Below are 26,498 nucleotides of genomic sequence, written 5' to 3'. Positions count from 1 at the left end.
GTTGTTGTCAGTCGTTCTGCGACGAACTTAACTCTTAACTCTTAACTCAAGAAATCAGCCCCCGGCTTACGGCCAGCTTGATGAGGGCGGCGGTGTTTTTAGCCTGGGTTTTGGCGATGATGTTCTGGCGGTGGGTTTCGATGGTGCGCTTGCTGGTGAAGAGCTTATCGGCGATTTCGCCGTTGGTCAGGCCCTCGGCAATGAGCTTGAGCACTTCCAACTCGCGGGCCGTGAGGTCGGCCCCGGAGTGGCCTTCGGCGGTCGAGTCTTCGGTGCCCGGGCGTTGGGCCACGGCCTTATAAAGCATGTTCAGGCCAATTTCGGTGCACAAAAATGGGTTGCCCGCCGCCACAGTGCGAATAGCGTGGGTGATTTCGCTGATGGCCGCATTCTTGAGCACATAGCCCAGCGCGCCGGCTTCCAGCATGCGGGCCACGTAGTTTTCGTGGTCGAGCATGGTGAGCACCAGAACGCGCACCTCGGGGAAGCGCAGGCGCAACTCCGGCATGGTGGCAAAGCCGTCGAGCACGGGCATCTGCACGTCCATCAGCACCACGTCTACGGGCGTGGTTTCGAGCAGGGCCAGCACTTCGGCCCCGTTGCTGGCTTCGCCCACCACATCGAGGTCCGGTTCGGCAGAGAGCAGGGCCCGTATGCCATCACGCAGGATGGTGTGGTCATCGGCAAGAAGTAGTCGTGTCATAGCTGGAAGATAGTTTGAACTAGGCAAAACGGCCGGCGCGCAACAAAGTTGGGAACTTGGAATGTACGAGACCCGGGACTACGTATTAGTACTAAATCGCCCGGATTAATCCGGCATTTTGAAGGGATTTATACTGCTTTTGTTGCAATGGCTATAGTTGAGCTTAGCAAAAAGGGTAATTTCGGGTTGTTTATTCTCATTTTACTAATTTGTAGGCTGAGAATTTGATATCTTTCAGCTGCCCGCTCTACCTTTTTCCCCGTTCATGATTCGTTTGCTACTTACCGATGGCGATACGCTCACCCGCGAGGAGCTGCGCATTGGGTTGGGAGCTGCCATAGGCCTCGAAATAGTGGGCGAAGCCACGACGGGCGAGGAGCTGCTGGCCCAACTACCCATCCTGAGCCCCACGGTTGTGCTGCTCGACCTGAGCCTGCCCGGTCCCGATGCCTTCGCGGTGCTAGCGGCCCTGCGCGAGCAGTACCCCCAGCTGCGCGTGCTCGCCCGGGGCGAGCTCACCAACGAGCGCTACGTGGTCCGCGCCTTCGATTTGGGGGCCAATGGCTACATCCTGAAATCGGCGCTGCTGCCGGAGCTTTTGCACAGCCTGGGCACGGTGGCGGCCGGCCGCCCGTTTTTATGTTCGGGCCTCGGCCTGGCGTTGCTGAACCGGCTGCGCCTGGCCCAGCCCATTGACGGCACTGTTGCCCGCCTAAGCCTGGGCCTCAGCAAGCGCGAAATGGAGGTGCTGAGCCTGGTGGGCGAAGGCCTCACCAACGCCGAAATCGCCCTGCGCCTGTTCACCAGCAAGCGCACCGTGGAAACCCACCGCCAGAACATCATGGAAAAAACCCAGACCCGCAACACGGCCGCCCTCATCAAGCTGGCCGCCCGCCAGGGCCTGCTGCCGGAATAGGTGGTAAATGAGTAAATGAGTAAATGAGTAAATGAGTAAAGTGAAAATTTTATGTGTTGGCGCCACATTACTCATTTACCCATTTACTCATTTACCCATTTACTCATTTACCGCTTGCGCTGCGATGATGAATTCGGCCAGCTCGCGGAAGCAGCCGTGGCCGCCGGCCGTCTGGCAGTGAAAGTCGGCCACGGCGCGGGCAAAGGACGTGGCATCGCCGGGACAGGCCGACAGGCCGACCAGACCCAGAATCTCCACATCGTTGGTATCGTCACCGATGAAGGCCACTTCCTCGGCCGTCAGGCCGGTGCGGGCCAGGATTTCGTGCAGGCAGGTGGGCTTGTCCTTGATGCCCAGGTGCAACTCCTCGATGCGCAGCTTGGCGGCGCGGGTACGTACCGACGGCGACATTTCGCCCGTCATAATGCCCGTCAGGATGCCGTGGTTGCGCAGGCGTTCCACACCCATGCCGTCGCGGATATTGAACCGCTTCATTTCCTCGCCCCGCTCGGAATAGTACACCCCGCCATCGGTCAGCACGCCGTCGCAATCGGTGAGCACCAGGCGAATGCGGCGCGCTCGGGCAGTGAGGTCTGATAATTTCATAAAAACAAGGAAAAAAACGAATAAAGCAAGAGCGTCAAAAAGCCAAAACCGGCCCAGCTAGGCCAATAGGGCCGCAAGTTCGGTATAGAAAGGGGAAGTGAAAATTGTACCAAAAGTATAATTATACCGGACCGCGTACCTTAGTAGCTGGAATTAACTTTACTTGTGACCTTATGAAGAATAAGTTGACTATAGCCGCTACGGTTGCCCTTCTGCTGCCAATGGCTGCCTTTGCCCAGCTGCCCCACGAGGCAGTAGTGGCGGCCGAAATAGCATTTGCAGCTCAAGCTACGCAAACAAGTACGGAAGCGGCGTTTCTGGCCAACAGCTCCCCCACCTCCCTGGTCACCGAAAACGGCAAGCTGGCCAACGCCCAGGAGGTGTGGCGTACGCGGCCCTCGCGCCCCGGCAGCAAGCTTACCTGGTACCCGGTGCTGGCCGATGCCGCGCAGTCGGGCGACTTGGGCTACACCACCGGCCCCTGGACCATGCTGCAAAACAACCGCCCGGTTTCGACCGGCGAGTACGTGACTGTATGGCGCAAGCAGCTCGATGGGCGGTGGAAATTCGCGGTTGATATGAGCATTGAGCGCATTGGGGCCGTGCCTTCGCAGGTGGCCACCGTGGCCCGGCCCCGCCTGATGGCCGCCGCCGCCACGCCCAGCACCGCGCCGTCCAACATTGTGCTCGAAGTGGATAGCAAATTTGCCACCGCCGAGCTCATGAAGCCCGGTGCCACCTACCAGCAATACCTGAGCGCCGAAGCCCGCCTCTACCGCTCGGGCCTGTCGATGATGCAGGGCGCGGCGGCCTCAGCCAACATGAAGTCCATCGACGGGGGCTACCTGTTCATTGCCAATACCGGCTACCTGGCCGCCGCCGGCGATTTGGGCTATGTGGTGGGCTCGCTGCACCGCCCGGCCAGCACCAACCACCCCGAGGAAAACGGCACTTTCCTGCGCATCTGGCGCCGTGAGGCCGATGCCAGCTGGCGTATTGCCTTGGAGATGTTCGACTTAGTGCCCATTGCCGGCGCGGCCGCAACTGCTGCCCCGGCGGCCCCCTCGCCGGCCGTGCCGGCGGCGGGCACCACCGGCCAGGTTCCCCCCAAGCGCGCCCAATAGTGCTGGCCGCCTGCGGCTTCCAAAGCGCAGCCTGAGCAGGTCGTCAGTCATCAGATTTCAGCTATCTAAAAATCATTTTATTGATTCCTGTCTGACTACTGATTACTGACTACTTAGAGCGGTTTTTCAGGTTCGTATACACGTAGCGCGAACTTTGTAGTTCGCGTCCCCGCGCCATTAGAACGGCTCTGATGGCGCGGGGACGCGAACTACAAAGTTCGCGCTACTGCCTGCTGGCCTCATGAACTGTACCCAAATCCGATTACTGAATCCCTGATAAGCCCCCAGCGCGCCCCGGCGAGCCGGGGGCTTTTTTTGCATGGCGTGTAAGGTCGGTGCCCGCGCGGCGTCTGGCCGGGCAGGGGAGGTGGTGGCCGCGTCTGCGGCTGGCAGCCTTTGCGTTAGCTATTTTTGGTTGTTATGAAAGCATTAAACTGGTTGTTGGCCGTTCCGATGCTGGGCAGTTGGGCGGCACCGGTGCCGGTGCGGCCCGTGGGCCCCTTCGCGGGGGCCGGCCGGGTGCCCGTGGTGGTCGAGCTGTTCACGTCCGAAGGCTGCTCCAGCTGCCCGGCCGCCGATGCGGCCCTGCGCGAGCTGGCCCGGACCCAGGCGGTACCCGGCGTCGAAGTCATTGCCTTGGGCGAGCACGTCGACTACTGGAACCGGCTGGGGTGGAAGGATGGCTTTTCGGCCCCGGCCTACACCGCGCGGCAGCGGCAGTACGCCACCGGTTTCGGAACAGGTTCCTACACGCCCCAGGCCGTGGTAAATGGTCGCTACGAGTTGGTGGGCAGTCGCGCTGCCGATTTGGTGGCTGCCGTATCCAAGGCTGCCAAAATGCCGCAGGCGGCGGTGTCGGTGGCAGTTTTAAGTAGTAGCGCACAGGTGCGGGTAAGCAGCCTGCCGGCCGGCACCGCTGCTACCGAGGTGCTGCTGGCCATCACCGAAAGCGGGCTGGCTTCGCAGATTGGCCGTGGCGAAAATGCGGGCCTGCTGCTGCACCACGCCGCCGTGGTGCGGCAGCTGCTGCCGCTGGGCAGGGTAGGGGCCGACGGCTCCTTCACTGCCTCGCCGGCCTTCACCCTGGCCGCTGGCTGGAAGCGCCCCAATCTGCGGGTAGTAGCGCTGGTGCAGGAAATTGCTTCGCGCCGCATTGTGGGCGTGGCCACTGCGTCGGTAGTGAGTGAATAGTACGCGGACGGCAAAGTCCGCGCTACTGCTCACTAAGCGAAGCGTAATATTGTGGTGCGACTCAACCCGTTCAGCCGTCGCTCCGCATGACTCCAGCCACCCCCGTACCGGCCGAATGGCCCGCCCGCTTCGGCGATGAGCTTTACCGCTTTGCCCTGAGCCGCGTTTCCGATTCGGAGGTCGCCGAAGAGCTGGTGCAGGAAACCTTTCTCAGCGCTCTGGCCAGCCTGGCCACTTTCCGCGCCGACGCTTCGGAACGGACCTGGCTGTTTGTGATTCTGCGCCGCAAAATCATCGACCACTACCGCCGCCAGGCTCGCGCCCCCCACATTGGCCTCGATGCCCTCCACGACGGTGGGGCAACGGAAGCTGATTATTTCAACCCCGCCAACGGCCACTGGAACGGCCCGCAGGCCCCCGCCAGCTGGCTCCGGGCCGATGCCGCCCTGGAGCAGCAGGAGCTGCACGAAATCCTGCGCCTGTGCCAGGAGCGGCTCTCGCCGCAGCAAGGTGCCGTATTTGCCATGCGCTTCGTAGAGGAATTATCGGCCGAAGAAATTTGTCAGGAACTGGGCCTCACGTCGTCTAACTACTGGGTTATTGTGCATCGGGCCAAGCTGCAGCTGCGGCGCTGCCTCGAAAAACACGGCATGGGCAAAAACTAACTATTCGCTATGTTACGACTTATCAACTGCCAGCATGCCACCCTGCTCATCGAGCAGCGCCAGGACCCGGCCATGCCGCAGCGCGAACGTGCCAGCCTGTGGCTGCACCTGCACCTGTGCCCCTATTGCAAGCGCTACTCCCGGCAATCCATCCTGATTGCCGAATGGGCCCGGGCCTCGGCTGCCGGCCGCGCGCAGGCCGGCCCGGGGTTGTCGGCTGCCGCCAAGGAGCGCATGCGCGAGCAGTTGGTGGCGGCCGGGTAAGGTGTCATCTGAATCATAAAAAAGACCGTCATGCTGAGCTGACGGTCTTTTTTGTTGGCGATTAACGGCTTTGCTAAGCGCCCGTGGGGGCCAGGCGCACCACAAGCCCGTCGACGCGGGGCGTGAGGCGAATCTGGCAGCTCAGGCGCGAGCCTTCGTGCACCACGGGCAGGGTTTCGAGCATGTCGAGCTCGGCATCTTCGGGCTCGGGTAGGGCGGGGCCGGCCAGTACTTCCACGTGGCAGGTGGCGCACAGGGCCATGCCGCCACAGGTGGCCTGAATGTCATAGCCACTGGCTTTCAGCAGCTCCATCAGGCTGAGGCCCATGTCGGTAGGGCCCACTAGTTCGGTGCGTTGGCCAGGAGCTTCTTCGACGTAGACGCGGATGTCTTCTTCCATATAGTAAATGAGTAAATGAGTAGGTGCGTAAATGAGGAAGGGGCTGGGCCTGCTTACTCATTTACACACTTACTCATTTACATAGAGGGTGCCCCGTTCACGGTCGTGTACTTGAGGGTGTACTTCTTGTCGGGGTAAATGTACTTGAACGCCCCCTGGCACATCAGCGCGGCTTCGTGGAAGCCGCAGAGGATGAGCTTGAGCTTGCCGGGGTAGGTGTTGATATCGCCAATGGCGAACACGCCGGGCAACGAGGTGCTGTAGTCGAGCGTGTTGACTTTCACCGCATCGTTCTCAATTTCCAAGCCCCACTCGCCGATGGGGCCGAGCTTGGGCGTGAGGCCGAAGAGGGGAATGAAGCAGTCGAGCGGCACGGTTTCGGCCTTGCCATCGTTGCCGGTGATGGTCACTTCCTTCAGCGTGCCGTTGCCGTGCAGGTGCGTCACGTTGGAGCTGAGCACGAGCTTGATTTTGCCGGATTCGTGCAGCTTCTGCACTTTTTCGGCCGAGTCGGCTGCGCCACGAAAGGTGGTGCCCCGGTGCACGAGCGTGACATCGGAAGCCACGTTGGCCAGGAAGTTGGTCCAGTCGAGGGCCGAGTCGCCGCCGCCGGCAATCACGATTTTCTTGTCGCGGAAGCTCTCGGGGTCGCGCACCATGTAGTGCACGCCTTTGCCACCCTCAAAGTTTTCCAGGTTCTCCACGGCTGGCTTGCGGGGCTCGAACGAGCCCAGGCCGCCGGCAATGGCCACGGCCTTGCAGTGAATTTCGGTGCCATCGGTGGTGAACAGCTGGAACGAGCCATCGTCGAGCTTGGCAAACCGCTCCACCCGCTCGCCCAGCGTGAAGGTGGGGTGGAAGGGCTCAATCTGCTTCATCAGATTATCGACGAGGTCGCCGGCCAGAATCTCGGGAAAACCTGGGATGTCGTAAATCGGCTTCTTGGGGTAAATTTCGGAGAGCTGGCCCCCGGGCTGGGGCAGCGCATCAACCACATGGCAGCGAAGCTTGAGCAAACCGGCTTCGAAAACGGCGAACAGGCCGACCGGGCCGGCCCCGATGATGCAGATATCGGTTGAAATCGTGTTGGGCATAAGAGCAATAAGTGCCTGAAGAAAAGCGGCCGCAAAGGTACGCCTCGGGGCCGGGGCCGCCAACGGTGACCGGGTTTATAACAGCAAGCTGGCGGAAAACGTTGGCCGGAATACGCTGAAAACTAGAGGTAATCTAAGAAATGCGCGGCCTCCCAGATGCTCAGAAACTGGCGCACGGCCATGGCGCGGCTGGTGGTCACTGCATCGCAGTGGCGGCGGGTGGGCAGGCCGGGCAAGTGCACTTCGGCCACCATGCGCACCCGATGGCCCACAATAAGCTGCTCAACGGCCTGAAAATCGGTCAGTAGGTTGGTATTCAGCTGGTTCACAACCTGCATGTCGCTGAGAATGTCGAAGCCCGGCTCAACCTCGGCCAATGCCGCAGTCCAATCCGCTACGTAATGGGGCAGGGCGGTGGCCGTTCGCATCGACCCAAAATTTTGATAGAAAATGCGGTTGCGGGCTGGTTCCGCCATAAGTTGATATTCGGAACGGAGAGCGATAAGGTGCATGGAAAGGCAGGGCTACGAAATTACCTGCGGCTCCGGCAACAGCTATTTGACAGGCTGTTGCCCGCAGGCAAGGTGTTGCTAGGAAAGGGCGGGTGCAAAGGTAATTGTACCAAAAGTGGTATCCCGACGTTTAGCCAATGGTTTTCGGCCGTTGGCAAGTTCGCTGCGTAATGCCTATACTTCGCCCCAAAACCTAGCCTAGCGTTTCATCTATGCCGATTTCCGTTTCCGTGGGCCTGCCCGCGCCGCGTTTGTTTCGTTGTTTCCGGCTCGCCGGCCTGTTTTTAGGGACGCTTTCGCTGCTAACCGCCTGCGGCACCGAGCCGGCCGAAACTACCGCCGGCAAACCCGCCAAAGGAACCAAAGCCCCTGCCGCCGCCCCCGCTGCCACCGAAGCCGCGCCGTTGCACGTCAGCATCTTTCTGGAATATTCGGGCGGCATGAAGGGCTTCGTGCCGCGTGGTGGGGCTGATAAGCCGGCCACTGAATTTCAAAAACGCATCGGTGCGCTCATCACCGAAACGCAGGTGAGCGGGGCCGTGGCTGAGCGCAAATACTACCTCTGCGAAAACACCGCGCCGCGACCCGTGAAGTTTCAGGAAATGCGCGACGTGGTGCAGGGCGAAGTGAGCCAGGCCGCCCTCGGCACCGAGCTGCCCCAGATGCTGGAAGGCATTCTGGCCCTGCCGCAGGCCACCGAGCAGGTGAGCGTGGTGATTTCGGACTTTATTTATGGCCCGGCCCGCAAGTCGGATTTCTCGCAGCTGCCCAACCTTATTCGCACTTCTATAGCGCCCGTGAGCCGGCAGCAGCTGGCCGTGGCGGTGTTCGGCGAAACCTCCCATTTCTACGGCAGCTATTTCCCGGCCGTGAAAACGCCCGTGCAGAAGCGCACGCTCAACGGCGAGAAGGTGCCCTATTATGTGTGGGTGATTGGACCGCCCGCGCAGGTGGCCCGCTTTGCAGCCGAGGTATTTAAGAACGCGCCGGCCCAGCAGGCATTTTTCGGCCTAAAGACTAAAACGCCCGCTTTCGCCCCACTGCTGGTGAAACTAACCGACCCAAAACTGAAACCCAGCGGCAGCGTGTACGGCGAGGATAATGGCCTGACCATGAAAGTGTCGGACGACCCGGCAGAGTTTACCGTGGGCCTGAATCTGAAAGAATTGCCCGCCGCGTGGCAGCAGCCAGCATTTTTGGCCCAACATCTGCAGGTGCGCCTCCCAAATGGGCAGGCCAGCCTGCTGCCCAACTCAGTGCGCCCCCTCACCGATACCGAGCAGAGCGGCCAGCCCGTGCTGGCTCCTTACACCCACGTGATGCGCCTGCGGGTGAGCAAGCTGTTGGCCCCCACGGCCACGCTCACCGTTTCACTGCCCGCTCCGGAAACGCCGGACTGGGTTTCGGCCTGGAGCACTACGAATGACAATACGCCCGCCCCGCGCACGTTTGGCCTCGACCAAATTCTGGCCGGCGTCCGGCAATCGTATCCAACCACGCTGCCGTCCGTATTTACGGTTCAGCTTCCAATTAAAAACGACAAATAATTGATTGGTGCTTGGTTTTTGGTGCTAGGTGCCTGGGAAAAATGAGTTGGTACCATCCCAGACACTAAGCGCAAAAAAAACAGGCACTAAGCACCAAAAACCAAGCACCAAACTAAATGCAAACCTTCTTCACCAGCCTGTACTCGGCGCTGATTTCTATCTTCCAAAGCCAGCGCCCCGCCGATTATGGCTTGTACAAAACGGATTTGTTTTCCCTCGTTGGCTGGAGTACGCTGGGCGTGAGCCTGCTGCTGGTGCTGGCGTTTTATTACGTGTTCAATTCGGCCATGCGCACCGGTATGTTCCGCAGTACGCACTGGGCTTTGACGTTGGCACTGGCGGCTGGTCTGGGGACTTTCCTGGCCAATAGCCTCAGCAAAAGCCACGGCGCAGAGGTGAGCAGCTACTTGGGGTATTTCATGGTCGTGAATATGATTGTGGCGGCCCTGTGGTTCCTGCTTTTCTCGGTGCTGCTGAAGCGGTGGAGCACGTATGCGCGCACCACGCCGTTTGTGGGGCCGTTTTAGCAGCTCCCCTCACCCCGGCCCCTCTCCCGCGGAGAGGGGAGCCTGATGATTTCAGGCTCGGGATTTTGAAATTGTCTCTAGAAATACTTGCGCCGCCGTGGCTCCCCTCTCCGCGGGAGAGGGGCCGGGGGTGAGGTTTTCACGTCAGAACAAGCTATGTCCAAACTATTCATCTTCGCCGTGGGCGGCACCGGGGCCCGCGTGCTGCGCTCCCTCACCATGCTGCTGGCGGCCGGCGTGCGCATCCCAAACTGCGACCAGCTGGTGCCCGTCCTCATCGACCCCGACACCCAGAACGGCGACGTGACCCGCACCGTGGCCCTGCTTAAGCGCTACGCCCGCATTCACGAAGCCCTGTACGGCGACGGGCAAAAGGAAAAAACCGGCTTCTTCAGCCAGCCCATGAACACGCTGGCCCACCTCAACACCAGCGGCGGCGGCGAGGAGCTGCGCGACTCGTTTGTGTACGACTTCGGCGGCATCAGCCAGCCCTTCCGCGATTACCTCAAATACAACGACCTCTCGGTGGAAACCCAGGGGCTGGTCGATTTGCTGTTCACGCAGGACAGCCTCGCGGCCAACCTCGACGTGGGCTTCCGGGGCTCGCCCAACGTGGGCTCGGTGGTGCTGAACGCCGTGGTGCAATCCAAGGAGATGCGCTACCTCGCCCAGAGCCTGCAGGATGGCGACCGGGCCTTTTTCATCAGCTCGATTTTTGGCGGCACGGGCGCGGCCGGCTTCCCGCTGCTGGTGAAAAACCTGCGCGACGCTAACTCCCCGCTGGCCCACCCGGAAGTGCGCCGCCGCCTGAAGGCCGGCGCGCTGGTCATGCTGCCCTACTTCAAGCTGCAGGAGCCTTCGGCCGATGAAAAGGCCGCCGGGCAGGATTTTATCGACTCCAATACCTTCATCACGAAGACAAAAACGGCGCTTTCGTACTACGCCGACAACCTGAAAGGGCTGGAAGCCATGTACTACCTCGGCGACCAGCCCGGCCAGCCGCTGGCCAACCACCCCGGCCGCGCCGAGCAGCGCAACCAGGCCCACCTGCTGGAAATGCTCGGGGCCCTCTCGGTGCAGCATTTCATGGAAGTGCCCGACAACCAGCTCGATAGCAACCAGCCGATTCACCACGAATACGGCCTGAAATCGGACGCTACCGACATCGACTTCGGCCAGCTGCCGGCCGATATGCGCCAGGAAGTGGCCCGCCCACTCATCCAGCTGCACTACTTCGCCCGCTACTTCCTCAAGCACACCCCCGACGACGCCAAAGCCCCTTACTACGAGGCGGGCGACCTCGCTGCCCAACTGCGCAACAACCGCGCTTTGCGTGAGCTGTACGACTTTTTCGGCGAGTACAATGAGTGGATTCGGGAGTTGGGCGTGAACCAGCGCCGCTACACCGCCATCCGCGCCGATGAGGTGGATTTCAACAAAATGGTGGCTGATAAAACGGTGGAAACCGGCATTTTCAGTAAAGGCATTACGCCGGGCTATTTCCGCGATGAGTTGACCAAGGCGGTGGGCAAAGCCACGCTTTCTAATCCGACGGAGAACGAGGCGCTGCGCTGGGTAGTGAAGGCGTTTGAGGACGCTACGGGCGAGATTCTGGATAAGAAGCTGCAGTATTCCTAACGGCTCACCTCACCCCCGGCCCCTCTCCCGCGGAGAGGGGAGCCAGACGATTTTTCTGCTGACAACAAACTTGAATTTATAAACAGAGGCCCTCCTCACCCAACATTACCACGCCGCCGTGGCTCCCCTCTCCACGGGAGAGGGGCCGGGGGTGAGGTGAACGGGGCCGCGCCTCTCTCAAACATACACATGGCTAAAATCCTCCGACTACACGACACCGGCTCCAGCACCCACGAGGGCTGGGGGCCGACGGGCAAAATCGGCCCCCACGAAGTGGAGCGCCTGCTCGACCCGCAGGGCGGCCGCGCCGCCAAGGTGGCCGTGTCCATCCCTTCGCCCTTTGCCCGCATGCACTTGGTCGAAACCGCGCTACGCTTCGTAACGCAGGGCGGCACCAGCCAGGATTCGGTGTACCACCAGCTGGTGAGCCACTTCTGGGACGTGTGGGAGATGGTGTTCAACTTCCACCAGCGCAAGCTGGCCAGCCAGCGCCTGCAAATCCGGGCCTGGCGCAAGGACGAGGAGTTGGCCAAGCTGCGCGCTAATCCCGCCACCCGCCCGCTGGCCGATGTGCTGGCCCTGTACCTCGACGGCCGCTTTGCCAAGCTGACCGAGATGCACCTCATCTACTTCCCCGGCGCCAATGGCGTGCCGCAGCTCATCGGCGGTACCTCGCCGCTCACGCTGTTTTTCCCGGCCCCGAATGTGAAGCCGCTGCCGGTGCAGCGCCCGCAGGGAGGGGGGTATTATTTTGATAACCAGTATGTGCCGCTGGCCAGCCGCGAAGCCGCCTTCCGCGACTACGTGTACCAGGAGTTCGTGGGCGACCCGGCCTTGACGGCCCTCGCGCCGCTGGTGCGTGACACCCTCGACCGGGGCCTACTGCAGAAGTGGGCCATGGACGGCACCGCCAGCCTGAGCAACTTCCCCATCCTCACTGACGCTTCCAACAACCAGATTGACGTGGCCGGCGTGCTGCTGCGCGTGCGCCCCGACGAGGGCACCGTGCGCGGTTCGGACCTGTTCATCCGGCCCACGCGGGCGGGAGTAAACGGCCCGCTGCCCATCGTGCTGCGCCCGGGTTTGAAAGCCGTGGGTAAGAAGTATTACAACGAAACCCTGTTTGCCGATAGCGGGGCCACCGTGCCCGCCGCCGACGCGCGGCCCCTGAAGGAGCGCACCCTGCCCGGTCCGGAGCTGCCGTACCCGTACCTCACGGTGAACGACCTGCTGGAAGAAACCCTGCTGGCCGTGCCTTATGAGGTCGATGCCGAGCGGTTTTTCTGCGGCAACCTGAAAATTGCGCCCGGCTTCCGGCCCAGCAGCTGGCCGCTGCTGCCCATCAAGCCGCTGTATTTCGACTACTTCACGCAGGCGGATTTGGCCGAGCACCTCACGCTGGAGCTGGAATCGGCCTGCATCCGGGTGAAGCTGCGCGTGCCGGTGAGCGGTGGCGACTACGTGGACTACGAGCGCGCCTACTACGATAACCCGCAAGGGGAGGGCATGGGCCGTTTGCGCGTGACCAACGTAGCGCTGTCGGTGTTTCCGTTCGTGAAAGTGGCCGATGCGCCGCAGTATAACGATTTTTACAAAGTCATGCTGGTCGATGCCAACAACATCGACCCCAGCATGGTGACCAAGAAAGTCGACCTGAAATTCTGGGCCAACGGTCACCAGCTCAGCGAAACCGGCACCGACCAGAGCGCCACCCGCTACGACCGTACCCCCAAAACCAGCCAGGACGAGGGCAGCACCTATTTTGAAATTCGCGGCACGCATTTCGACTACCTCGAAGTACTGAATCCGGCTCCGGCCGAGGGCCGTGCGCTCATCATTCCGCGCTGGCCTGAACAGCGCCAGGGCACCAAGGAGTACCGCTTCGCCATCGACTTCGGCACCACCAACACCCACGTGGCCATGCAGGACAGCCCCGGCCAGGAGCCCAAGCCGTTCAGCTTCGGCCTGAGTGATACGCCGGTGGCGCTGCTGAAAAAGAGCACTGCCGAGCCCGACCGTAGCGCCTACGAGCGCCTGTATCGGGGCATCGACGACGACCCGGCCAATTTTGTGCAAATCAAGCGCTGGCAGCAGTACCAGGAGCGCGAGTTTGTGCCGCCCATCATCGGTCAGGACGGTTCGCCATACGCCTTCCCGGCCCGCACCGCCACCTACGAAGCGGCCAACTACGCCACCCAGGAGCTGAGCGTGCTCGGCAACATCAACGTGGCCTTCGGCATCATCACCGAGGAGCAGCGCCGGCCTAATTACCACACCAATCTGAAGTGGGATAACTCGCTGAACATCGCCAACACCAACCGCGTGCGGGCGTTTTTTGCAGAGATATTACTGCTGTGCCGGTCCAAAGTAGCCCTGAATGGCGGTAACCTGGCGGCCACGCAAATCACCTGGTTTGCTCCGCTGAGCTTCTCGACTTACCAGCGCAACCTCTACCAGCGCGAGTGGGATACGCTGTTTCACCGCATCTTCCACACCACCAACTCCATGCCCTGCATGGTGGAGAGCACCGCGCCATACTACTACCTCACGCGCCGCAACATTGTGACGCTGGGGCCGGGCGAAAACGCGGCCTTCATCGACATCGGCGGCGGCACCACCGACGTGCTGCTCTACGCCGACCGCAAGCCGGTGCTGAGCACCTCGTTCCGCTTCGCCGGCAATGACCTCTGGGGCGATGGTGGGGCCGAAGTGCGCGGCTCGAAGGACAACGGCCTCGTGCGCTTCGGTGTGGCCGGGGTGCAAAGCGCAGTGCTGAGCCCCGCTGCCCGCCGGGCCCGCGAATACGTGCTGGTGGCCGAAGGAACCGATAATTTTGGCTCCGAGGACGTGGCCAGCTTCCTCTTTAGCTACGACCAGCTGCTGGGCTTCAGTGAGCGGTTGTTGCGGGCCGAGCACCTGCGGGTGCTGTTCTACCTGCACTTCGGGGCGCTGATTTACCACGTGGCGCAAGTGACGGTGGCCAACGGCCAGCAGCTGCCGCGCTACCTGTGCTTCACGGGGCGCGGCAGCCTCTACGTGCGCCTGCTGGCGGCCGGCTCCAACCTGCAGCCGGTGGAAAAGCTGGCCCGTCTCATTATGGAAAAAGCCACCGGCCAGGCCGTGCCGGCCGATTTCCGCATCAAGTTGGCCGACGACCCCAAGCAAACTACCGCCAACGGCGGCGTGCTTGCCACCGGTCAGATTCCGCAGGACCCGCCCTTGGTGCGCCCCGTGGGTGGCCTGCCCGATGCCGAGAACCCGCTGGCCGACCAGGGCGAGCATCACCTCGAAGCCTCCGCCGTGACTGACGAAATCAAGCAAGCCGTGCTGAACAACGCCCGCGCCTGTCTGAAACTGCTGCTCGAAGACCCCGAGCTGAAGCGCGTGCAGGCCGACTTGGGCGTGAAAAACGACCAGGGCTTGGTGATGAATACGCTGGAGCGCAGCCTCGGCGATTCCTTCAACCTCTACCGCCAGCAGTATGCCGACGTGCTGCGCGACGGCGATACCATCCCGGAAACGCTGTTCTTCCTGCCGTTCAAAAACGCCCTGTATGAGCTATCCAAGGTGCTTCATGACGCGCAGCCGCTCAACTAGCCCGGCGCTTTGGCCGCGCCAGCTGCAGCCGGCCGGCGGCCTGAACAAGGGTCGCCGGCCATTGCTGTGGCTGCTTGCGTTGCTGGTGGTGCTGGGTAGCGCCCCAACGGCGTGGGCGCAGCCAGCGGCCGGCCCGTCGGTTCCCGGCGCAACTTCCGGTACGGCAGCTCCCGCTGTTGTTGCTGATTCGATACCGCCCGCCACGGCCGTTGCCCCTGCTCCGGCTGCCCCGCCCACTTCCAGCTGGACCACGGTATGGGCTGTGTTGGGTGGGGTAGCCATTGGCGTGCTGGGCGCCTGGTTGTGGACCCGGCGGTCATCGGGACCCCGGGAAGTGGCGACGGATGTGTTGCCGTCCACCCCGGCAAACGCGCCGGAGCCCGTTCGGAAAAAGCCGGCGGAAAACGTTCGCAAAGCGCCTCCCTCTGAGCCTGCGACTGCCGCTTCGTCCGCGCCGGCTGAAAGTCCGGGCAAGAACGTGTCGTTTAAATCGCTGCGCGAGGTGCAGGGTACTACCCCGAAGCCCGGCAGTAAATCGTCGGGCACGGGCAAAAAGAATAAGCCAAATTTCAACTCCCGCAGCCCCGCCGACTCGCCCGTTGCGTGGCCGGCAGTGCCCCACCGTCCTTCCGCTATGAACCCGACCACGCCCCCCATACCGCCTTCCGGCGACGACCAGCCCCTGGAAACCGGCCAGACCATTGAGTGGGCCGCGCCTACGTCCACGCCGCCCGCCATTCAGGAATTGATTGACTCAACGGCTGCTGACAAGGAAGTTTCGATTGACCCGGATGCCCGTGCCGAATCGTTGGAGGCGCTGGAAACGGCCGCTGTCGCTGCGGCTCCGGTAGTTTCTGCCGGCCCGGTGCATTATTACGCCCCGGCCCCCGACGTGCCCAGCATCGAGCACCGCAAGCTCAGCTCCAACCCGCTGCCGCAGATGCCGCTGCTCATCACGCTGCCCCACGCGGCCGCCGAAACGGCGCAATTCTCGTTCAGCCCCCAAGCCGACCAGTCGCGCATTATCGGTAACGGCGTGCGCGAGTTGAAGGAATTCTTCCAGTTTGAACTGCCGCCTACGGAGCAGTTCACCACCATCAAAAACCTGACGCCCGGCCGGCTGGAAAAGCGCGACGATGCTTGGCACGTAGTGCAAAAGGCTGAAATCGCGCTGAGCTAACCCCACCCCCGGCCCCTCCCCGGTGGGGGAGGGGTGCCAATCGAAAATTTTATTAGAACACTCCCCTCCCCATTGGGGAGGGGCCGGGGGTGGGGTCGGCCGTAACTTCGGCCATTATCTGAGAAAGCGTTTATGCTCTTAATCGAAATCCTCCTCATCCTGGCGCTGGTGGCCTGGCAGGCGCTGGTGTTCCTGCGCAACCGCCAGCTTACGGCGCGGGTGCAGGCCATGTACCCAGCGGCCGGCGCGGTGGCCGTGCAGCCCATCGCCTACACCGCCGCCGAGCCGGACAAGAACTTCGCCATTCAGTATGATGCGCTCATTACCCGGGATGCCTCGCCGGAATTCGGCCAGATTATTACCGATACCAACGAGTACCTGCTGAATAACCGGGGCGCGGCGGCCGATTTCGGCATTCTGAAAGACATTTCCGAGCGCCACGCTGAGGCGCTGGACGAGGAAATTCAGGCCCAGATTGCTACGCCGCTGTACTTGGGTTTGCTGGGCACGTTCACGGGGGCTATTCTGGGCTTGCTGGCCTTGGTGGGCAACCCGTTTGCGGAGGTGGTGGCTGACCCGGCTAAGGATACCTCCTTCAGTAACACCGATGTGCAGCATTTCCTTGGCGGCGTGCTCATTGCCATGATTGGCAGCCTGTTCGGGCTGGCCTTCACCCTCGCCGGCAACCAGTTGCTAAAACAGGCCCGCGCCGCCCGCGACCGCAACAAAAATGCCTACTACACCTTCCTGCAAAAGGCCCTGCTGCCCAAGCTGAACTCCGACATGCAGGCCGGCATGAGCAAACTGAAATCGGTACTGGATACCTTCAACGCCGAGTTTTTCAGCCAGATTCAGAACGACTTTTTCAGTAAGATTCACGAGTTTACGCCGCTCATTGCCAGCATCACCGAGAACGTGAGCGTGCAGAAGCGCTTCCTGGAGCAGCTGGAGAAAATTGGCTACTCGGAGTTGGCCAACGCTACCATCAAGGTGTTCGATAGGGTGGACGAAAGCGCCCAGACCTTCGAGAAATTCCTCGGCTACCAGCAGGCCCTGAACACCACCGTGACGCACAGCAACGAGGCCGCCCAGACCATCGGCGCGCTCCTCAACCGCCTCACGGCGCTAGAGCAGGGCCTGGCCAGCGTGCCGCAGTACCTGCAACAGCACGACGATGCGCTGCGCCAGCAGGTAGCATTCTTCAGCCAGCACGGCAAGCTGCTGGCCGACCTCGGTGCGCAAATCCGCCAGGGGGTGAGCGAGGGCGTGCACCGCATGGACGCCGAGCTGGATGGCCGCCTGCAGGAGTTGCAAAAGGAAGCCAGCGCCGCGCATGAGCAATGGCAGCAGCATTTCCGCCGCCTCAACGAGAACAACGTCTACCAGAAAATCACGGAGTACCTCAACCCCTTCACCCAGCTCCCGGCCCAGCAAAAGGACCTCAACGTGCTGCAGGAGCGCCAGGCAGCCCTATCCGCGCAGGCCATGCAGCGCATGGAAGCCCGCCTGCTGGCCGATGCGCAGCTGCAGCAGCAGCTCTTGCAGCAGGTGGACCGCACGAACAAGGTGCTGGAGGAAATCACCCGGCCCAACTGGTTTCAGCGCACGGTGCTGGGCAAGAAGTAAACGCTCACCTCATCCCCGGCCCCGGTTCGCTTGATGCGCGAAGCCCGCGGAGAGGGGAGCCTGACAACCAATAACCGGGGGTTGAGAATCGACTACAAAATCCGTGAAATCCGTTCAAATCCGAAAAATCAGTGGTCTATGAAAGAGAGCAGAGACTTCTTCTGGCCCAGCTACGTGGACCTCATGACGGCCCTGTTCCTCATCATGCTCGTGCTGTTCGTGCTGGGCTTCAAGCGCTCCAACGACAAGCAGCGCGTAAATGAGCGGCTGATTTCGGAGTTGAAAGTGCAGGTTCAGGAAAAGCGCAAACTCGACGAAATCAAGGCCGCCCTGGCCCGCCTCGAAAGCAGCTACTTCGAATACAATGCCCGCTATAAGCGCTACGAGCTGAAATTCCCGGTCACCTTCGCCTCGCAAAGCGCCGTGCTGCCCGCCGATGCCCAGACGCCGCTGGTAAAGGCCGGCCGTTTCCTGCTCAGCCAGATGCAGTCGATAAAGACCGACGACAAAGTGCAGTACCTCATCGTGGTAGAGGGCCGCGCCGCCAAAGACCTGCGCTACCCCGCCAACGACCCGCATAACCTCGACGGCCCCGCCGTGCGCCAGCTCAGCTACAACCGCGCCATGGCCGTTATCCGGCTCTGGGAGCAGGCTGGTCTGCGCTTCCCCAGCAACCTGGAGGTGATTGCGGCCGGCAGCGGCTTCCGTGGGGCCGGCCGCTACACCGGCAGCGAGGAGGCGCTGAACAAGCGCTTTATTATTCAGATTCAGCCCAAGATTGGCTCGATTGGGAAGTAGGGGCGGGGCTTGCCCCCGCCCGTCGTTGAGCGGTTAGTTCTGGAATCGTCCAATCGACGGGCGGGGGCAAGCCCCGCACCCTACTTCAAGATTTCCTCAATTGCCGTCAGCTCTTCTGCGCTGAAAGCCAGATTCTCCAGGCACTTCAACGAGTCGTCCAACTGCTCGGGCTTGCTGGCGCCGATGAGCACGGAGGTTACCCGTTCATCCTTCAGCAGCCAGGAGAGGGCCATTTGGGCGAGGCTTTGGTTGCGGGTTTTCGCCAGCTCATTGAGGCGGCGCACTTGCTCGAGGCGCTCGGGCGTGAGGTTGTTTTCGGTGAGGAAGCCTACGCCTTTGGCCACGCGCGAATCGTCGGGGATGCCGTGCAGGTACTTATCCGTAAGCAGGCCCTGGGCCAGGGGCGAGAAGGGGATGCAGCCCACGCCCTCGTCGGCCAGCAGGTCGAGCAGGCCGTCTTCCACCCAGCGCTCAAACATCGAATACTTGGGCTGGTGGATGAGGCAGGGCGTGCCCATATCGCGCAGCAGCGCGAAGGCCTCGGCGGCTTCGGCGGGCTGGTAGTTGCTTAGGCCCACGTAGAGGGCCTTGCCCTGGCGCACGATGAGGTCGAGGGCGGCCATGGTTTCGGCCAGGGGCGTGTCGGGGTCGGGGCGGTGGTGGTAGAAGATGTCGACGTACGCCAGGCCCATGCGCTTGAGGCTCTGGTCGAGGCTGGAAACGAGGTATTTCTTGGAGCCCCACTCGCCGTAGGGGCCGTCCCACATGTGGTAGCCGGCTTTGGTCGAGATGATTAATTCGTCGCGGTAGCCGGCGAAATCTTCGCGCAGGATGCGGCCAAAATTCTCCTCGGCCGAGCCGGGCGGTGGTCCGTAGTTGTTGGCCAGGTCGAAGTGCGTGATGCCCCGGTCGAAGGCGCGGCGCAGGATGGCGCGGCCGTTCTCGAAGGTGTCGACCCCGCCGAAATTATGCCACAGGCCGAGGGAGAGGGCCGGTAGTTTCAGGCCGCTGCGGCCGCAACGGCGGTAAGTCATTTCCTGGTAGCGGGCGGGGTTGGCTTGGTAGGGCATGGATGGGGAGATGAAGAACAACAAACTCCCCTCCTTTTTTAAGGAGGGGACGTGGCCGCGCAGCGGACACTGGGGTGGTGAGTTCGTTGAACGACTTGCGGCGGGTCCAGAAACGCAAACGACACCCGAACATAGCACAAATGCCTCGTTCGGGTGTCGTTCAACGAATGCAACCACCCCAATTTTCGCAGCGCGAAAATGTCCCCTCCTTAAAAAAGGAGGGGAGTGGGACGTTCAACCGGCTAGTAGCGGCGGTTGATGCAGTTCAGGTCCTCAAACGCCGTTTTCAAACGGGCCGAGAACGTCTCTTCGCCTTTGCGCAGCCACACGCGCGGGTCGTAGTATTTCTTGTTGGGCGAATCGGCCCCGCCGGGGTTGCCAATCTGGCCCTGCAGGAAGCCTTCGTTCTTCACGTAGTAGTCCTTGATGCCTTCCCACAGCGCCCATTGCAGGTCGGTGTCGATGTTCATCTTGATGGCGCCGTAGCTGATGGCCTCGCGGATTTCCTCCTGGCTGGAGCCCGAGCCGCCGTGGAATACGAAGTCGATGGGCAGGGTTTCGGCGATGTTGTGCTTCTGGCGCAGGAACTCCTGCGAGTTGTGCAGAATCTTGGGCTCCAGCTTCACGTTGCCGGGCTTGTACACGCCGTGCACGTTGCCGAAAGCGGCCGCAATGGTGAAGCGTGGGCTGATGGCGCTCAGCTGCTCGTAGGCGTAGGCCACTTCTTCGGGCTGGGTGTAGAGCTTGGAGCTGTCCACGTCGGAGTTGTCCACGCCGTCTTCCTCGCCGCCGGTCACGCCCAGCTCAATCTCCAGCGTCATGCCGATTTTGGCCATGCGCTCCAGGTAGCGCTTGCAGATTTCAATGTTCTCCTCAATCGGCTCTTCCGACAAGTCCAGCATGTGCGAGCTGTAGAGGGGCTGGCCATGCGTCTGGTAGTATTTCTCGCCGGCATCGAGTAGGCCGTCAATCCAGGGGAGGAGCTTTTTGGCGGCGTGGTCGGTGTGCAGTACCACGGGCACGTCGTAGAGCGCGGCCATGAGGTGAACGTGGTGAGCGCCCGAAACACCACCCGCGATGCTGGCCCGCTGGCCGTCGTTGCTCACCGATTTGCCGGCGAAGAACTGCGCGCCGCCGTTCGAGAACTGCACCATCACGGGCGAGTTCACTGCCTTGGCGGTTTCGAGCACGGCATTCACGGTGTTGGTGCCGGTCACGTTCACGGCGGGCAGCGCGTAGCCGTGGGCCTTGGCATTCTGGAAGAGGGCCTGCACTTCGTCGCCGTGCAGCACACCGGCGCGCAGGCCGGAAAGAGTTTGGTCAGCCATAAGAAAAAGTTGTGCGGCAGGGCCGCGGTGGGAGTTGGAAGCGAATAGAAAAGGATGCCGCCGCCCGCGGTGGCCCAACGGCAAAGTACGGGCGGCGCTGCCTAACCTGAAAGGTTTCGGCCAAACGAATACGGCCTTGCGCCCCAGGACCCAAAAAAAGAGGCCGACCGTTGCAGCGGTCGGCCTCGGGGCTTCACTTCTAAGCCCACTCACTTCCAGTTGTTTTTATTCGATGGTCATCTGCTTTGCCTGCTGGTAGGTGCCGAACCGGCTGCTGACCTGTAGCTGGTAAATATAGTTGCCAGCCGGCAATCCCAGGCCTGCCAGGTTCAACTTTATATTCTGGACGCCAGCGCTACGGCCCTTGCGCACCACGCTGGCCATTTTACGGCCCAGGTGGTCGAGTAAATCGAGGCGGACATCGGCATTTGTCGGCAGCGTGAACGGGACGGTGGTTTCGCCCTTGTGCGGGTTGGGGTAGTTCTGCCCCAGCACAAAAATACTGTCGGCTAAGCATGTCTTCCCGGGGGCATCATCGGGCTGGTGGCGTCCCGGGGAAAATACATCAGGCGAAACGGCGCAGCCGCTGGTCGGTATCGTCGCGGTGGCGTAGTCGGGGGCATCGGTCATGGGGTGGCAAATAATGCGTGAGGAACAGACCGTGACCGGGGCCGGAAGGGAATGCAAGTAAACAATAAATCAAATATGCGAGCCTAAGCGCAGAGCTACGACCGGGAATCGATGGCTTAGTTTAAAAAGTCGATGAACGTCAGCTCTGTTACCTCCAATGGTTCTGCTTTAAACCCAGGTGCTCCCCGCAGTGGCATAGGCCCGGCCCGGCGGGGCAGTGGTCGGCGTGGGGCCCCGGTTGGGCGATTGGGTTTGATGCCCCGGCCCTGGCCCGGCACCTTTGACGCAGCCAACCGGCCCCGCTGCTGGCCGCTTTTGCTGCCGGGTTAGCCCGGCCTCTGGCCTGCGCCGCACGGCAGGCCGGCACCGTCACTCATCCCATCCATCTCTGTTCCTTTTTGCCATGCAACGCTTCGAAGACGAGTTTGAAACCCAGCTCCGGTCGGTATTGAAAGCCGATGAATACGCCCGGCTACAGGCCCAGCGGGCGGCCCAGCGCCGGGCACGCCGCCCCGGCCGCCGGCCAGCCAACTAAGCAGCCGGCAGCCCGCGCCAGCCATGCCGCTGTTATCGCCTTATCCCTTACGAGTATGAAAAAGCAGGTCTATCGTGTTTTGCGCCGCATTTTCCGGCGGCACCTCATTGCGCCGTCCCGCCTCATACCGCGCCGCCGGCTGAGTGCCGTGTTTGCCAGCGAGGTGGAGCGCAACGAGCTGTACTGCGAGGTAGAGCAGGCGTGCTACGTGCAGCTCGACGATGCCGAGCTGCGGCGGGCCGAAACGTTTCAGGCGCTGGTGGCCTACGTGGTGCGCTGCCTGGCGGCGTAGGGGCCGCGCTAGAGGCGGCGCAGGCCGGCGGTGGCGGCGGCATCGCCGGGCCGGATGAGCAGGGCCTTGGTGTAGAGGGCGCGGGCTTCGGCTTTCTTGCCGAGGTTGAGGTAGGCCCAGGCCAGGGAGATGTTGGAATCGTAGTCGAACGGGTAAAGATTGACGACGTGCTCGAAGTAGCGGGCGGCCTGGCCGTAGGCCTTGCGGTTGAGGTAGATAACGCCGGTCCAGTAGTTGGCCTGGGTATTTTGGGGGTCTACTTTGAGGATGGTTTCGTAGGTGCTCAGCATCTTTTCAATCTGGCCCAGCGCGTTCAGGGGCTTGATGAGGCCGAACTTGGGCTCGATGGCGTAGGGGCGCTGCTCCACGGCCTTCTGGTAGTGCGCGGCGGCGGCGGGGTAGTTTTTGGCCAGGAAATAGAGCCAGCCCAGGCGCAGGTTCTGCTCGTAGGTGCCGGTGTAGATGCTTTTGATGGGCGCAATGGCGTCGGCGTAGTCGGCCTTGGCCTCGGCGGCGTAGCTGGTGGCAAAGGCGGCAGTCTGGTCCGGAGCCTGGGCGGCGGCCGGCACAGCATACACGAGGGCAGCGGTGGCGAAAGTCAGCTTTACCAGGTCCATGCGAGGGCGGTACTAAGAGATTGCAAGTTATACAGTGAGCCGTTGATGGCATCGCGGCGGCACTCCAGGCCGTAGCTCAGGCGCAGCGAGAGCCGCTCGGGCAGCAAAATAAGCAGGCCGGCCCCGGCGCGGGCCTGCAAGGGGTCGAGCAGATTGTACACGTATAGTCCATCGAGCTCGGCCAGCACCGGCACCTGGCCCAGGCCGCCGTACACATCGAGCCAGGCGCGGCGGTGCAGCCGCCCGCCCGCCCCCAGCAGCGCATGCAGGTGGCTGCGGCCGTTGGAGCGCACCACGCTGGCCTGCCCGAAGCCATACAGGCGCAGGTTGCCGAGCGGGTACACGGTCAGGCGCAGGTCGGTTTGGGTGCGGGCAGTATCGGTGAGGGTGCCCACGTACTGGCCCACCTGCGCCGTCCAGTGGGGGCGGGCGTAGGCCAGGGCGGCATAGCCAAGGTGGCTGCTGCTGGTTTCGAGACGGCCAAAATCGCTGTCGAGGAAATGGTAGCCGAGCAGGACCCGCCAGCGCGGCGCCAGCTGCCCGGCCAGCAGGGCGTAGTACCCGTTCTGGCGCACGGGGTAGGAGTTGCCGCGGCCGCGCTGCTGGCGGTCGGGCAGCTCAATGTTCTGGCCGAAGTAGCTAATGCTCTGGCTCAGGTTGAGGCGGGGGCTGAGGCGGGTGCCCACGCCCAGGCGCAGGAAGCCGGCCGGCCCCCGATGCTCCTGGCGGGTGGTCTGGCCGCTGGCCTCCACCTCCACCCGGCTCAGCAGCTGGAAGCCATTGAGGTGCAGTGGGCGGCGCAGCGAGTCGGGCAGGTCGCGCGCCACCAGTGCGGCGGGGCCGGGCTGGTTCAGGCTGAGGTAGGCCAGGGCCAGGCCGTAGCGGGCGGTGATATCAACCGGGTTTTCGCGCAGGGCACGGCCGTAGTGCCAGATGGCCTGGGCCGGGCGGTCGCGGGCCAGGGCCGCCTGGCCCAGCCGGCAGCGCAGGGCCGGGTAGTCGAGCCCGAGGCGCAGGGCGGCGCTTCCCACCGAGTCGAGCGCGGCCCAGCGGTACTGCCCGGCCAGGGCCTGGGTCAGGCTGTCGGTGGTTTGATAATCGGGCATCGGGGCCTGGGCGCGGGCGGTGGTGGCTCCAGCCAGCAGTAGGAGCAGCAGCAGGGCTAATTTCCTCATGCGCCGGCTACTGAGCAAGTGAGGGTGAAGCTGCCGGTGGCACGGCGCACGCGCAGCTCGGCGAGCCGGCCTTCGGTAAAAAGCAGCTCGGCGGCCTGCACCTCGCGGGCGCGGCCAAAACCTGCCACCACCACGCGGCTGCGCAGCCGCACCGGACCGCCGGGCCAGTGGCCGGCCATGGAGGGCACTTCCTCAGCCCAAAAAGCAGGCCGCAGGAAACGGTAGAACGGGGCCAGCACGTCCTGCGCCCAGGTAAGCGCCGGGTTGCGCACCACGGTCAGCGGAAACTCGTCGTGCACGACCTGGCCCGGCAGGCTGGCCAGCGGTACCCGGTAGGCGGCCTGATAGAGCAGAAAGAGCCACGAGCTTTCATCGCCATAAAAAGCCGTGCAGTAGAACACCGACTCATCGCCGCCGAAGTAGAGCACCGCTCCCGTGCGCTGGCAGCGCAGGTAGGCCAGGTTGTAGGCATCGGTGAATACTTCCCAGCGCTGGGCCGGGGCGGCGGGCGCGGCGGCATCGCGCACGTCCAGGGCGTAGCCGGGGGGCAGGCGCAGGGCCTGGCTCAGGGTGCGGTTGAAGGTGGGCGGGCGCACGGTTTCGCCCGCCACGGGCACAGCAAAGTGCCGGAGCTGCGGCATTTGGGGCGCAGCAGAAGCCAGCATTTCGGAAGAGTCCGGTGTCCTATTGGATTCGAGGGTTAAACCAGCCGGTGAGTCTGCTGCGCCATCCGGTACATCGGCAAGGCTCCCGGTGGAGGCTAATACTTGAGACAGCTGCTGCTTCAGCTTCTTTAGCGGCTGGGTTGGCAGGGCAGCCATGCCGGCCGCTCCCGCCTCCGCCACAAAATACGCCAATGGGTACGCCAGCGTGCGCGAGCCCACGTAGGGGGTGGCCTGCACCTGGAAGTGCAGGTGCGGCTCAGGCGAGCGCCCCGAGCTGCCGCAGGTGCCGATGATGTCGCCGCGCCGCACGTAGTCGCCCACCTTCACCGGCACCGAGTGGGCGCGCAGGTGCGAAAGCTGGGTGAACAGCCCGGCCGCATGGCGGATAACGACGGTATTGCCCCAGTTCTCGCGGGTGTTCACCTCGCCGATGGCGTTGTCTTCGATGTGCTGAATGACTTCCTGCACCACGCCGTCGGCGGGGGCCAGCACGGGCTTGTTGTAGGCGTAGTAGTCGCTCAGGGCGCGGCCGGTGCCGTGGTAGGTGCGGCCGTCGGCGTCGGTGATGGCGAAGTCCAGGGCCTGGCCCCAGTCGCCGAGGTGGGTGGGGCCGCCGTCGGTGTAGCCTTGGGTGCAGGTCCACGCGCCCAGGAAGGGCAGGGTGAGGGGCACCGCGCCCTGGTGGGCCAGCCGCACGCGGGCCGTGGCGTAGGCGTAAAGGTTGCGCTCGGGCGAGTAGCGCTGGATGGGCGTGAGCACGAGGCTCGCGCCCGGCCGCTCGCGCAGCAGTAGCACGTACAAAAACAACAAAGCCGTGGCGCAGTAGGGCAGCGACAGCGCCGGCAGCCCCAGCCGGTCCAGCACCGTAGTGCAGCCAGCCAGCAGTACCACCGTCACGGGCACGCTCAGCAGGGCCCACCCGTAGCTGGCCGCCGAGGGGATGACGAACACGCCGCCCACCGCCACGGCCGCCACCACGTAGTTGGCCCCCAGGTTGTAGTCGGGCGGCCCGCTGCCGGCCGGCCCGGTGAGCAGCAGCAAGCCATATGCTCCCAAAAAGCCCAGCACCGATAGCGAAAACGCAATGCGCGAGTGCCACAGCAGCCCCGCCGCCACCAGCAGCCCGCCCAGCGCACTGTCCTGAAACAGCACCGCGCTCAGCGCCCGCAGGTACGTAGCCAGCAGCGGTGGCCAGGGCCAGTCGCCCACCCACTGCGCGGCCGAGGCCAGCCGGGGGCCGCCCAGGGCGTAGGCCTCGTTCAGCCAGTAGATGCCGCTTTCGGCCGCCGGCAGGTTCAGCAGCGGCCCGGCCCCCAGCAGCAGCACCCACACCGTGCCCACAAACGGCACCGACAAAAACGGCAGTCCCCGCCCGCCCAGCCAGCCGCCCAAAGCCACGCTCAGCAGCAGGGCCAGGCCCGCGCCCACCACCACCAGCCCCGCCAGCCCCCAACCCGGCGCGAAAAACGAGGCCAGCCCCAGCCCGGTAAGCAGGGCGTTGAAACTGTAGGCTCCGTTGTCCGTCCACTCTTTATTGAAGCCGCCCAGCCGCGCCCCGGCCACCGCCAGGCAGGTGCTGGCCAGCCCCGCCGCCCCCACCACCGGGTGCCCAAACGACACCAGCAGCAGCACGGCCGCAAAGCCCCGATGCTGCGAAAAAAACAGCATGGCGTAGCTGTGCAGCACGGCGCGAAGGAAGGATTGAAGGGTAGGAGTCATAACGGCGCAGCTGGCGTAACCTCACCCCCTGACCCCTGCCGGGCACGGCCCCTCTCCTTGGGGAGAGGGAGCACCGGAA

At 62.9% G+C, this 26,498-nt stretch carries 25 protein-coding genes; 14 read left to right on the top strand and 11 right to left on the bottom strand.

The features are described from left to right. Positions 1–46 precede the first annotated feature (46 nt). A complete protein-coding gene (locus tag HBN54_RS04765; RefSeq protein WP_168672013.1) occupies positions 47–703 on the bottom strand; it encodes a response regulator in 657 nt (218 codons plus the stop codon). Between the two features lie 265 nt (positions 704–968). Here HBN54_RS04765 and HBN54_RS04760 point away from each other — a divergent pair, with 265 nt between their 5' ends. Then, positions 969–1,619: a LuxR C-terminal-related transcriptional regulator gene (locus HBN54_RS04760; protein ID WP_168672012.1), complete on the top strand. Its 651-nt coding sequence runs from the start codon at positions 969–971 to the stop codon at positions 1,617–1,619. 99 nt (positions 1,620–1,718) lie between these two features. Here HBN54_RS04760 and HBN54_RS04755 read toward each other — a convergent pair whose 3' ends face one another. Further along, entirely contained in the window at positions 1,719–2,225 is a 507-nt protein-coding gene (locus HBN54_RS04755; RefSeq protein ID WP_168672011.1) for a KdsC family phosphatase, read from the bottom strand. 221 nt (positions 2,226–2,446) lie between these two features. Between HBN54_RS04755 and HBN54_RS04750 the strand changes: the two genes are divergently transcribed. From HBN54_RS04750 to HBN54_RS04735, 4 genes are all read left to right on the top strand, one after another. Further along, positions 2,447–3,349 carry a Cif family virulence factor gene (locus HBN54_RS04750; RefSeq protein WP_168672010.1) on the top strand — a complete coding sequence of 301 codons (903 nt, stop codon included), beginning with the start codon at positions 2,447–2,449 and terminating at the stop codon, positions 3,347–3,349. Between the two features lie 420 nt (positions 3,350–3,769). Then, positions 3,770–4,540 (top strand): DUF1223 domain-containing protein, encoded by a 771-nt coding sequence (locus HBN54_RS04745; protein ID WP_168672009.1) that lies wholly within the window; start codon positions 3,770–3,772, stop codon positions 4,538–4,540. Positions 4,541–4,626: 86 nt separating this feature from the next. Beyond that, complete coding sequence (locus tag HBN54_RS04740) at positions 4,627–5,205, top strand: sigma-70 family RNA polymerase sigma factor (RefSeq protein WP_168672008.1); 579 nt, start codon at positions 4,627–4,629, stop codon at positions 5,203–5,205. A 9-nt stretch (positions 5,206–5,214) separates the two neighbouring features. Beyond that, complete coding sequence (locus HBN54_RS04735) at positions 5,215–5,469, top strand: anti-sigma factor family protein (protein WP_168672007.1); 255 nt, start codon at positions 5,215–5,217, stop codon at positions 5,467–5,469. Positions 5,470–5,542: 73 nt separating this feature from the next. Here the strand turns inward: HBN54_RS04735 and HBN54_RS04730 are convergent, their stop codons facing one another. The 3 genes from HBN54_RS04730 to HBN54_RS04720 all read right to left on the bottom strand — a co-directional run bounded on the left by HBN54_RS04730 (position 5,543) and on the right by HBN54_RS04720 (position 7,391). Beyond that, a complete protein-coding gene (locus HBN54_RS04730; protein ID WP_168672006.1) occupies positions 5,543–5,869 on the bottom strand; it encodes a 2Fe-2S iron-sulfur cluster-binding protein in 327 nt (108 codons plus the stop codon). A gap of 77 nt (positions 5,870–5,946) precedes the next feature. Further along, positions 5,947–6,963, bottom strand: coding sequence for an NAD(P)/FAD-dependent oxidoreductase (locus HBN54_RS04725; protein WP_168672005.1), 1,017 nt, complete (start codon positions 6,961–6,963; stop codon positions 5,947–5,949). A 122-nt stretch (positions 6,964–7,085) separates the two neighbouring features. Continuing rightward, positions 7,086–7,391, bottom strand: coding sequence for a hypothetical protein (locus HBN54_RS04720; protein ID WP_168672004.1), 306 nt, complete (start codon positions 7,389–7,391; stop codon positions 7,086–7,088). A gap of 296 nt (positions 7,392–7,687) precedes the next feature. Here HBN54_RS04720 and HBN54_RS04715 point away from each other — a divergent pair, with 296 nt between their 5' ends. The 7 genes from HBN54_RS04715 (at position 7,688) to HBN54_RS04685 (ending at position 18,388) form a co-directional block, all read left to right on the top strand. After that, on the top strand, positions 7,688–9,022 hold the full coding sequence (locus HBN54_RS04715) for a hypothetical protein (RefSeq protein WP_168672003.1): 1,335 nt from the start codon (positions 7,688–7,690) through the stop codon (positions 9,020–9,022). 116 nt (positions 9,023–9,138) lie between these two features. After that, complete coding sequence (locus HBN54_RS04710) at positions 9,139–9,549, top strand: hypothetical protein (RefSeq protein WP_168672002.1); 411 nt, start codon at positions 9,139–9,141, stop codon at positions 9,547–9,549. A gap of 156 nt (positions 9,550–9,705) precedes the next feature. After that, positions 9,706–11,187 carry a hypothetical protein gene (locus HBN54_RS04705; protein ID WP_168672001.1) on the top strand — a complete coding sequence of 494 codons (1,482 nt, stop codon included), beginning with the start codon at positions 9,706–9,708 and terminating at the stop codon, positions 11,185–11,187. 189 nt (positions 11,188–11,376) lie between these two features. Next, on the top strand, positions 11,377–14,784 hold the full coding sequence (locus HBN54_RS04700; protein WP_168672000.1) for an acetate and sugar kinases/Hsc70/actin family protein: 3,408 nt from the start codon (positions 11,377–11,379) through the stop codon (positions 14,782–14,784). Then, positions 14,762–15,964 (top strand): hypothetical protein, encoded by a 1,203-nt coding sequence (locus tag HBN54_RS04695; RefSeq protein WP_168671999.1) that lies wholly within the window; start codon positions 14,762–14,764, stop codon positions 15,962–15,964. Before HBN54_RS04700 ends, HBN54_RS04695 begins: the two co-directional genes overlap by 23 nt. Positions 15,965–16,096: 132 nt before the next feature. Further along, entirely contained in the window at positions 16,097–17,590 is a 1,494-nt protein-coding gene (locus tag HBN54_RS04690; RefSeq protein ID WP_168671998.1) for a hypothetical protein, read from the top strand. A 138-nt stretch (positions 17,591–17,728) separates the two neighbouring features. Beyond that, entirely contained in the window at positions 17,729–18,388 is a 660-nt protein-coding gene (locus HBN54_RS04685) for an OmpA family protein (RefSeq protein ID WP_168671997.1), read from the top strand. 80 nt (positions 18,389–18,468) lie between these two features. Here the strand turns inward: HBN54_RS04685 and mgrA are convergent, their stop codons facing one another. The 3 genes from mgrA to HBN54_RS04670 all read right to left on the bottom strand — a co-directional run bounded on the left by mgrA (position 18,469) and on the right by HBN54_RS04670 (position 21,416). Continuing rightward, positions 18,469–19,458: an L-glyceraldehyde 3-phosphate reductase gene (gene mgrA, locus HBN54_RS04680; RefSeq protein ID WP_168671996.1), complete on the bottom strand. Its 990-nt coding sequence runs from the start codon at positions 19,456–19,458 to the stop codon at positions 18,469–18,471. 242 nt (positions 19,459–19,700) lie between these two features. Continuing rightward, positions 19,701–20,786: a class II fructose-bisphosphate aldolase gene (gene fbaA / locus HBN54_RS04675; RefSeq protein ID WP_168671995.1), complete on the bottom strand. Its 1,086-nt coding sequence runs from the start codon at positions 20,784–20,786 to the stop codon at positions 19,701–19,703. Between the two features lie 225 nt (positions 20,787–21,011). After that, on the bottom strand, positions 21,012–21,416 hold the full coding sequence (locus tag HBN54_RS04670) for a T9SS type A sorting domain-containing protein (protein WP_168671994.1): 405 nt from the start codon (positions 21,414–21,416) through the stop codon (positions 21,012–21,014). Between the two features lie 403 nt (positions 21,417–21,819). Here HBN54_RS04670 and HBN54_RS23790 point away from each other — a divergent pair, with 403 nt between their 5' ends. After that, the gene (locus HBN54_RS23790) at positions 21,820–21,951 is read left to right on the top strand and encodes a hypothetical protein (RefSeq protein WP_262888252.1); all 132 of its coding nucleotides are present in this window, start codon (positions 21,820–21,822) and stop codon (positions 21,949–21,951) included. 55 nt (positions 21,952–22,006) lie between these two features. Next, positions 22,007–22,243: a hypothetical protein gene (locus HBN54_RS04665; RefSeq protein ID WP_168671993.1), complete on the top strand. Its 237-nt coding sequence runs from the start codon at positions 22,007–22,009 to the stop codon at positions 22,241–22,243. Positions 22,244–22,251: 8 nt separating this feature from the next. Here the strand turns inward: HBN54_RS04665 and HBN54_RS04660 are convergent, their stop codons facing one another. Genes HBN54_RS04660 through HBN54_RS23930 form a run of 3 tightly spaced genes read right to left on the bottom strand, consistent with a single transcriptional unit; the run spans position 22,252 to position 26,419 of the window. Next, complete coding sequence (locus HBN54_RS04660) at positions 22,252–22,860, bottom strand: tetratricopeptide repeat protein (RefSeq protein ID WP_168671992.1); 609 nt, start codon at positions 22,858–22,860, stop codon at positions 22,252–22,254. Further along, positions 22,848–24,035, bottom strand: coding sequence for a hypothetical protein (locus HBN54_RS04655; RefSeq protein WP_168671991.1), 1,188 nt, complete (start codon positions 24,033–24,035; stop codon positions 22,848–22,850). The genes HBN54_RS04660 and HBN54_RS04655 overlap by 13 nt, the downstream gene beginning before the upstream one ends. Beyond that, positions 24,032–26,419 carry an urea transporter gene (locus tag HBN54_RS23930; RefSeq protein WP_168671990.1) on the bottom strand — a complete coding sequence of 796 codons (2,388 nt, stop codon included), beginning with the start codon at positions 26,417–26,419 and terminating at the stop codon, positions 24,032–24,034. The genes HBN54_RS04655 and HBN54_RS23930 overlap by 4 nt, the downstream gene beginning before the upstream one ends. Positions 26,420–26,498 lie beyond the last annotated feature (79 nt).

Origin of the sequence: Hymenobacter artigasi (assembly GCF_012275535.1) — a bacterium.
Classification (GTDB): domain Bacteria; phylum Bacteroidota; class Bacteroidia; order Cytophagales; family Hymenobacteraceae; genus Hymenobacter; species Hymenobacter artigasi.
This window is presented reverse-complemented; position numbering and strand designations above follow the sequence as displayed.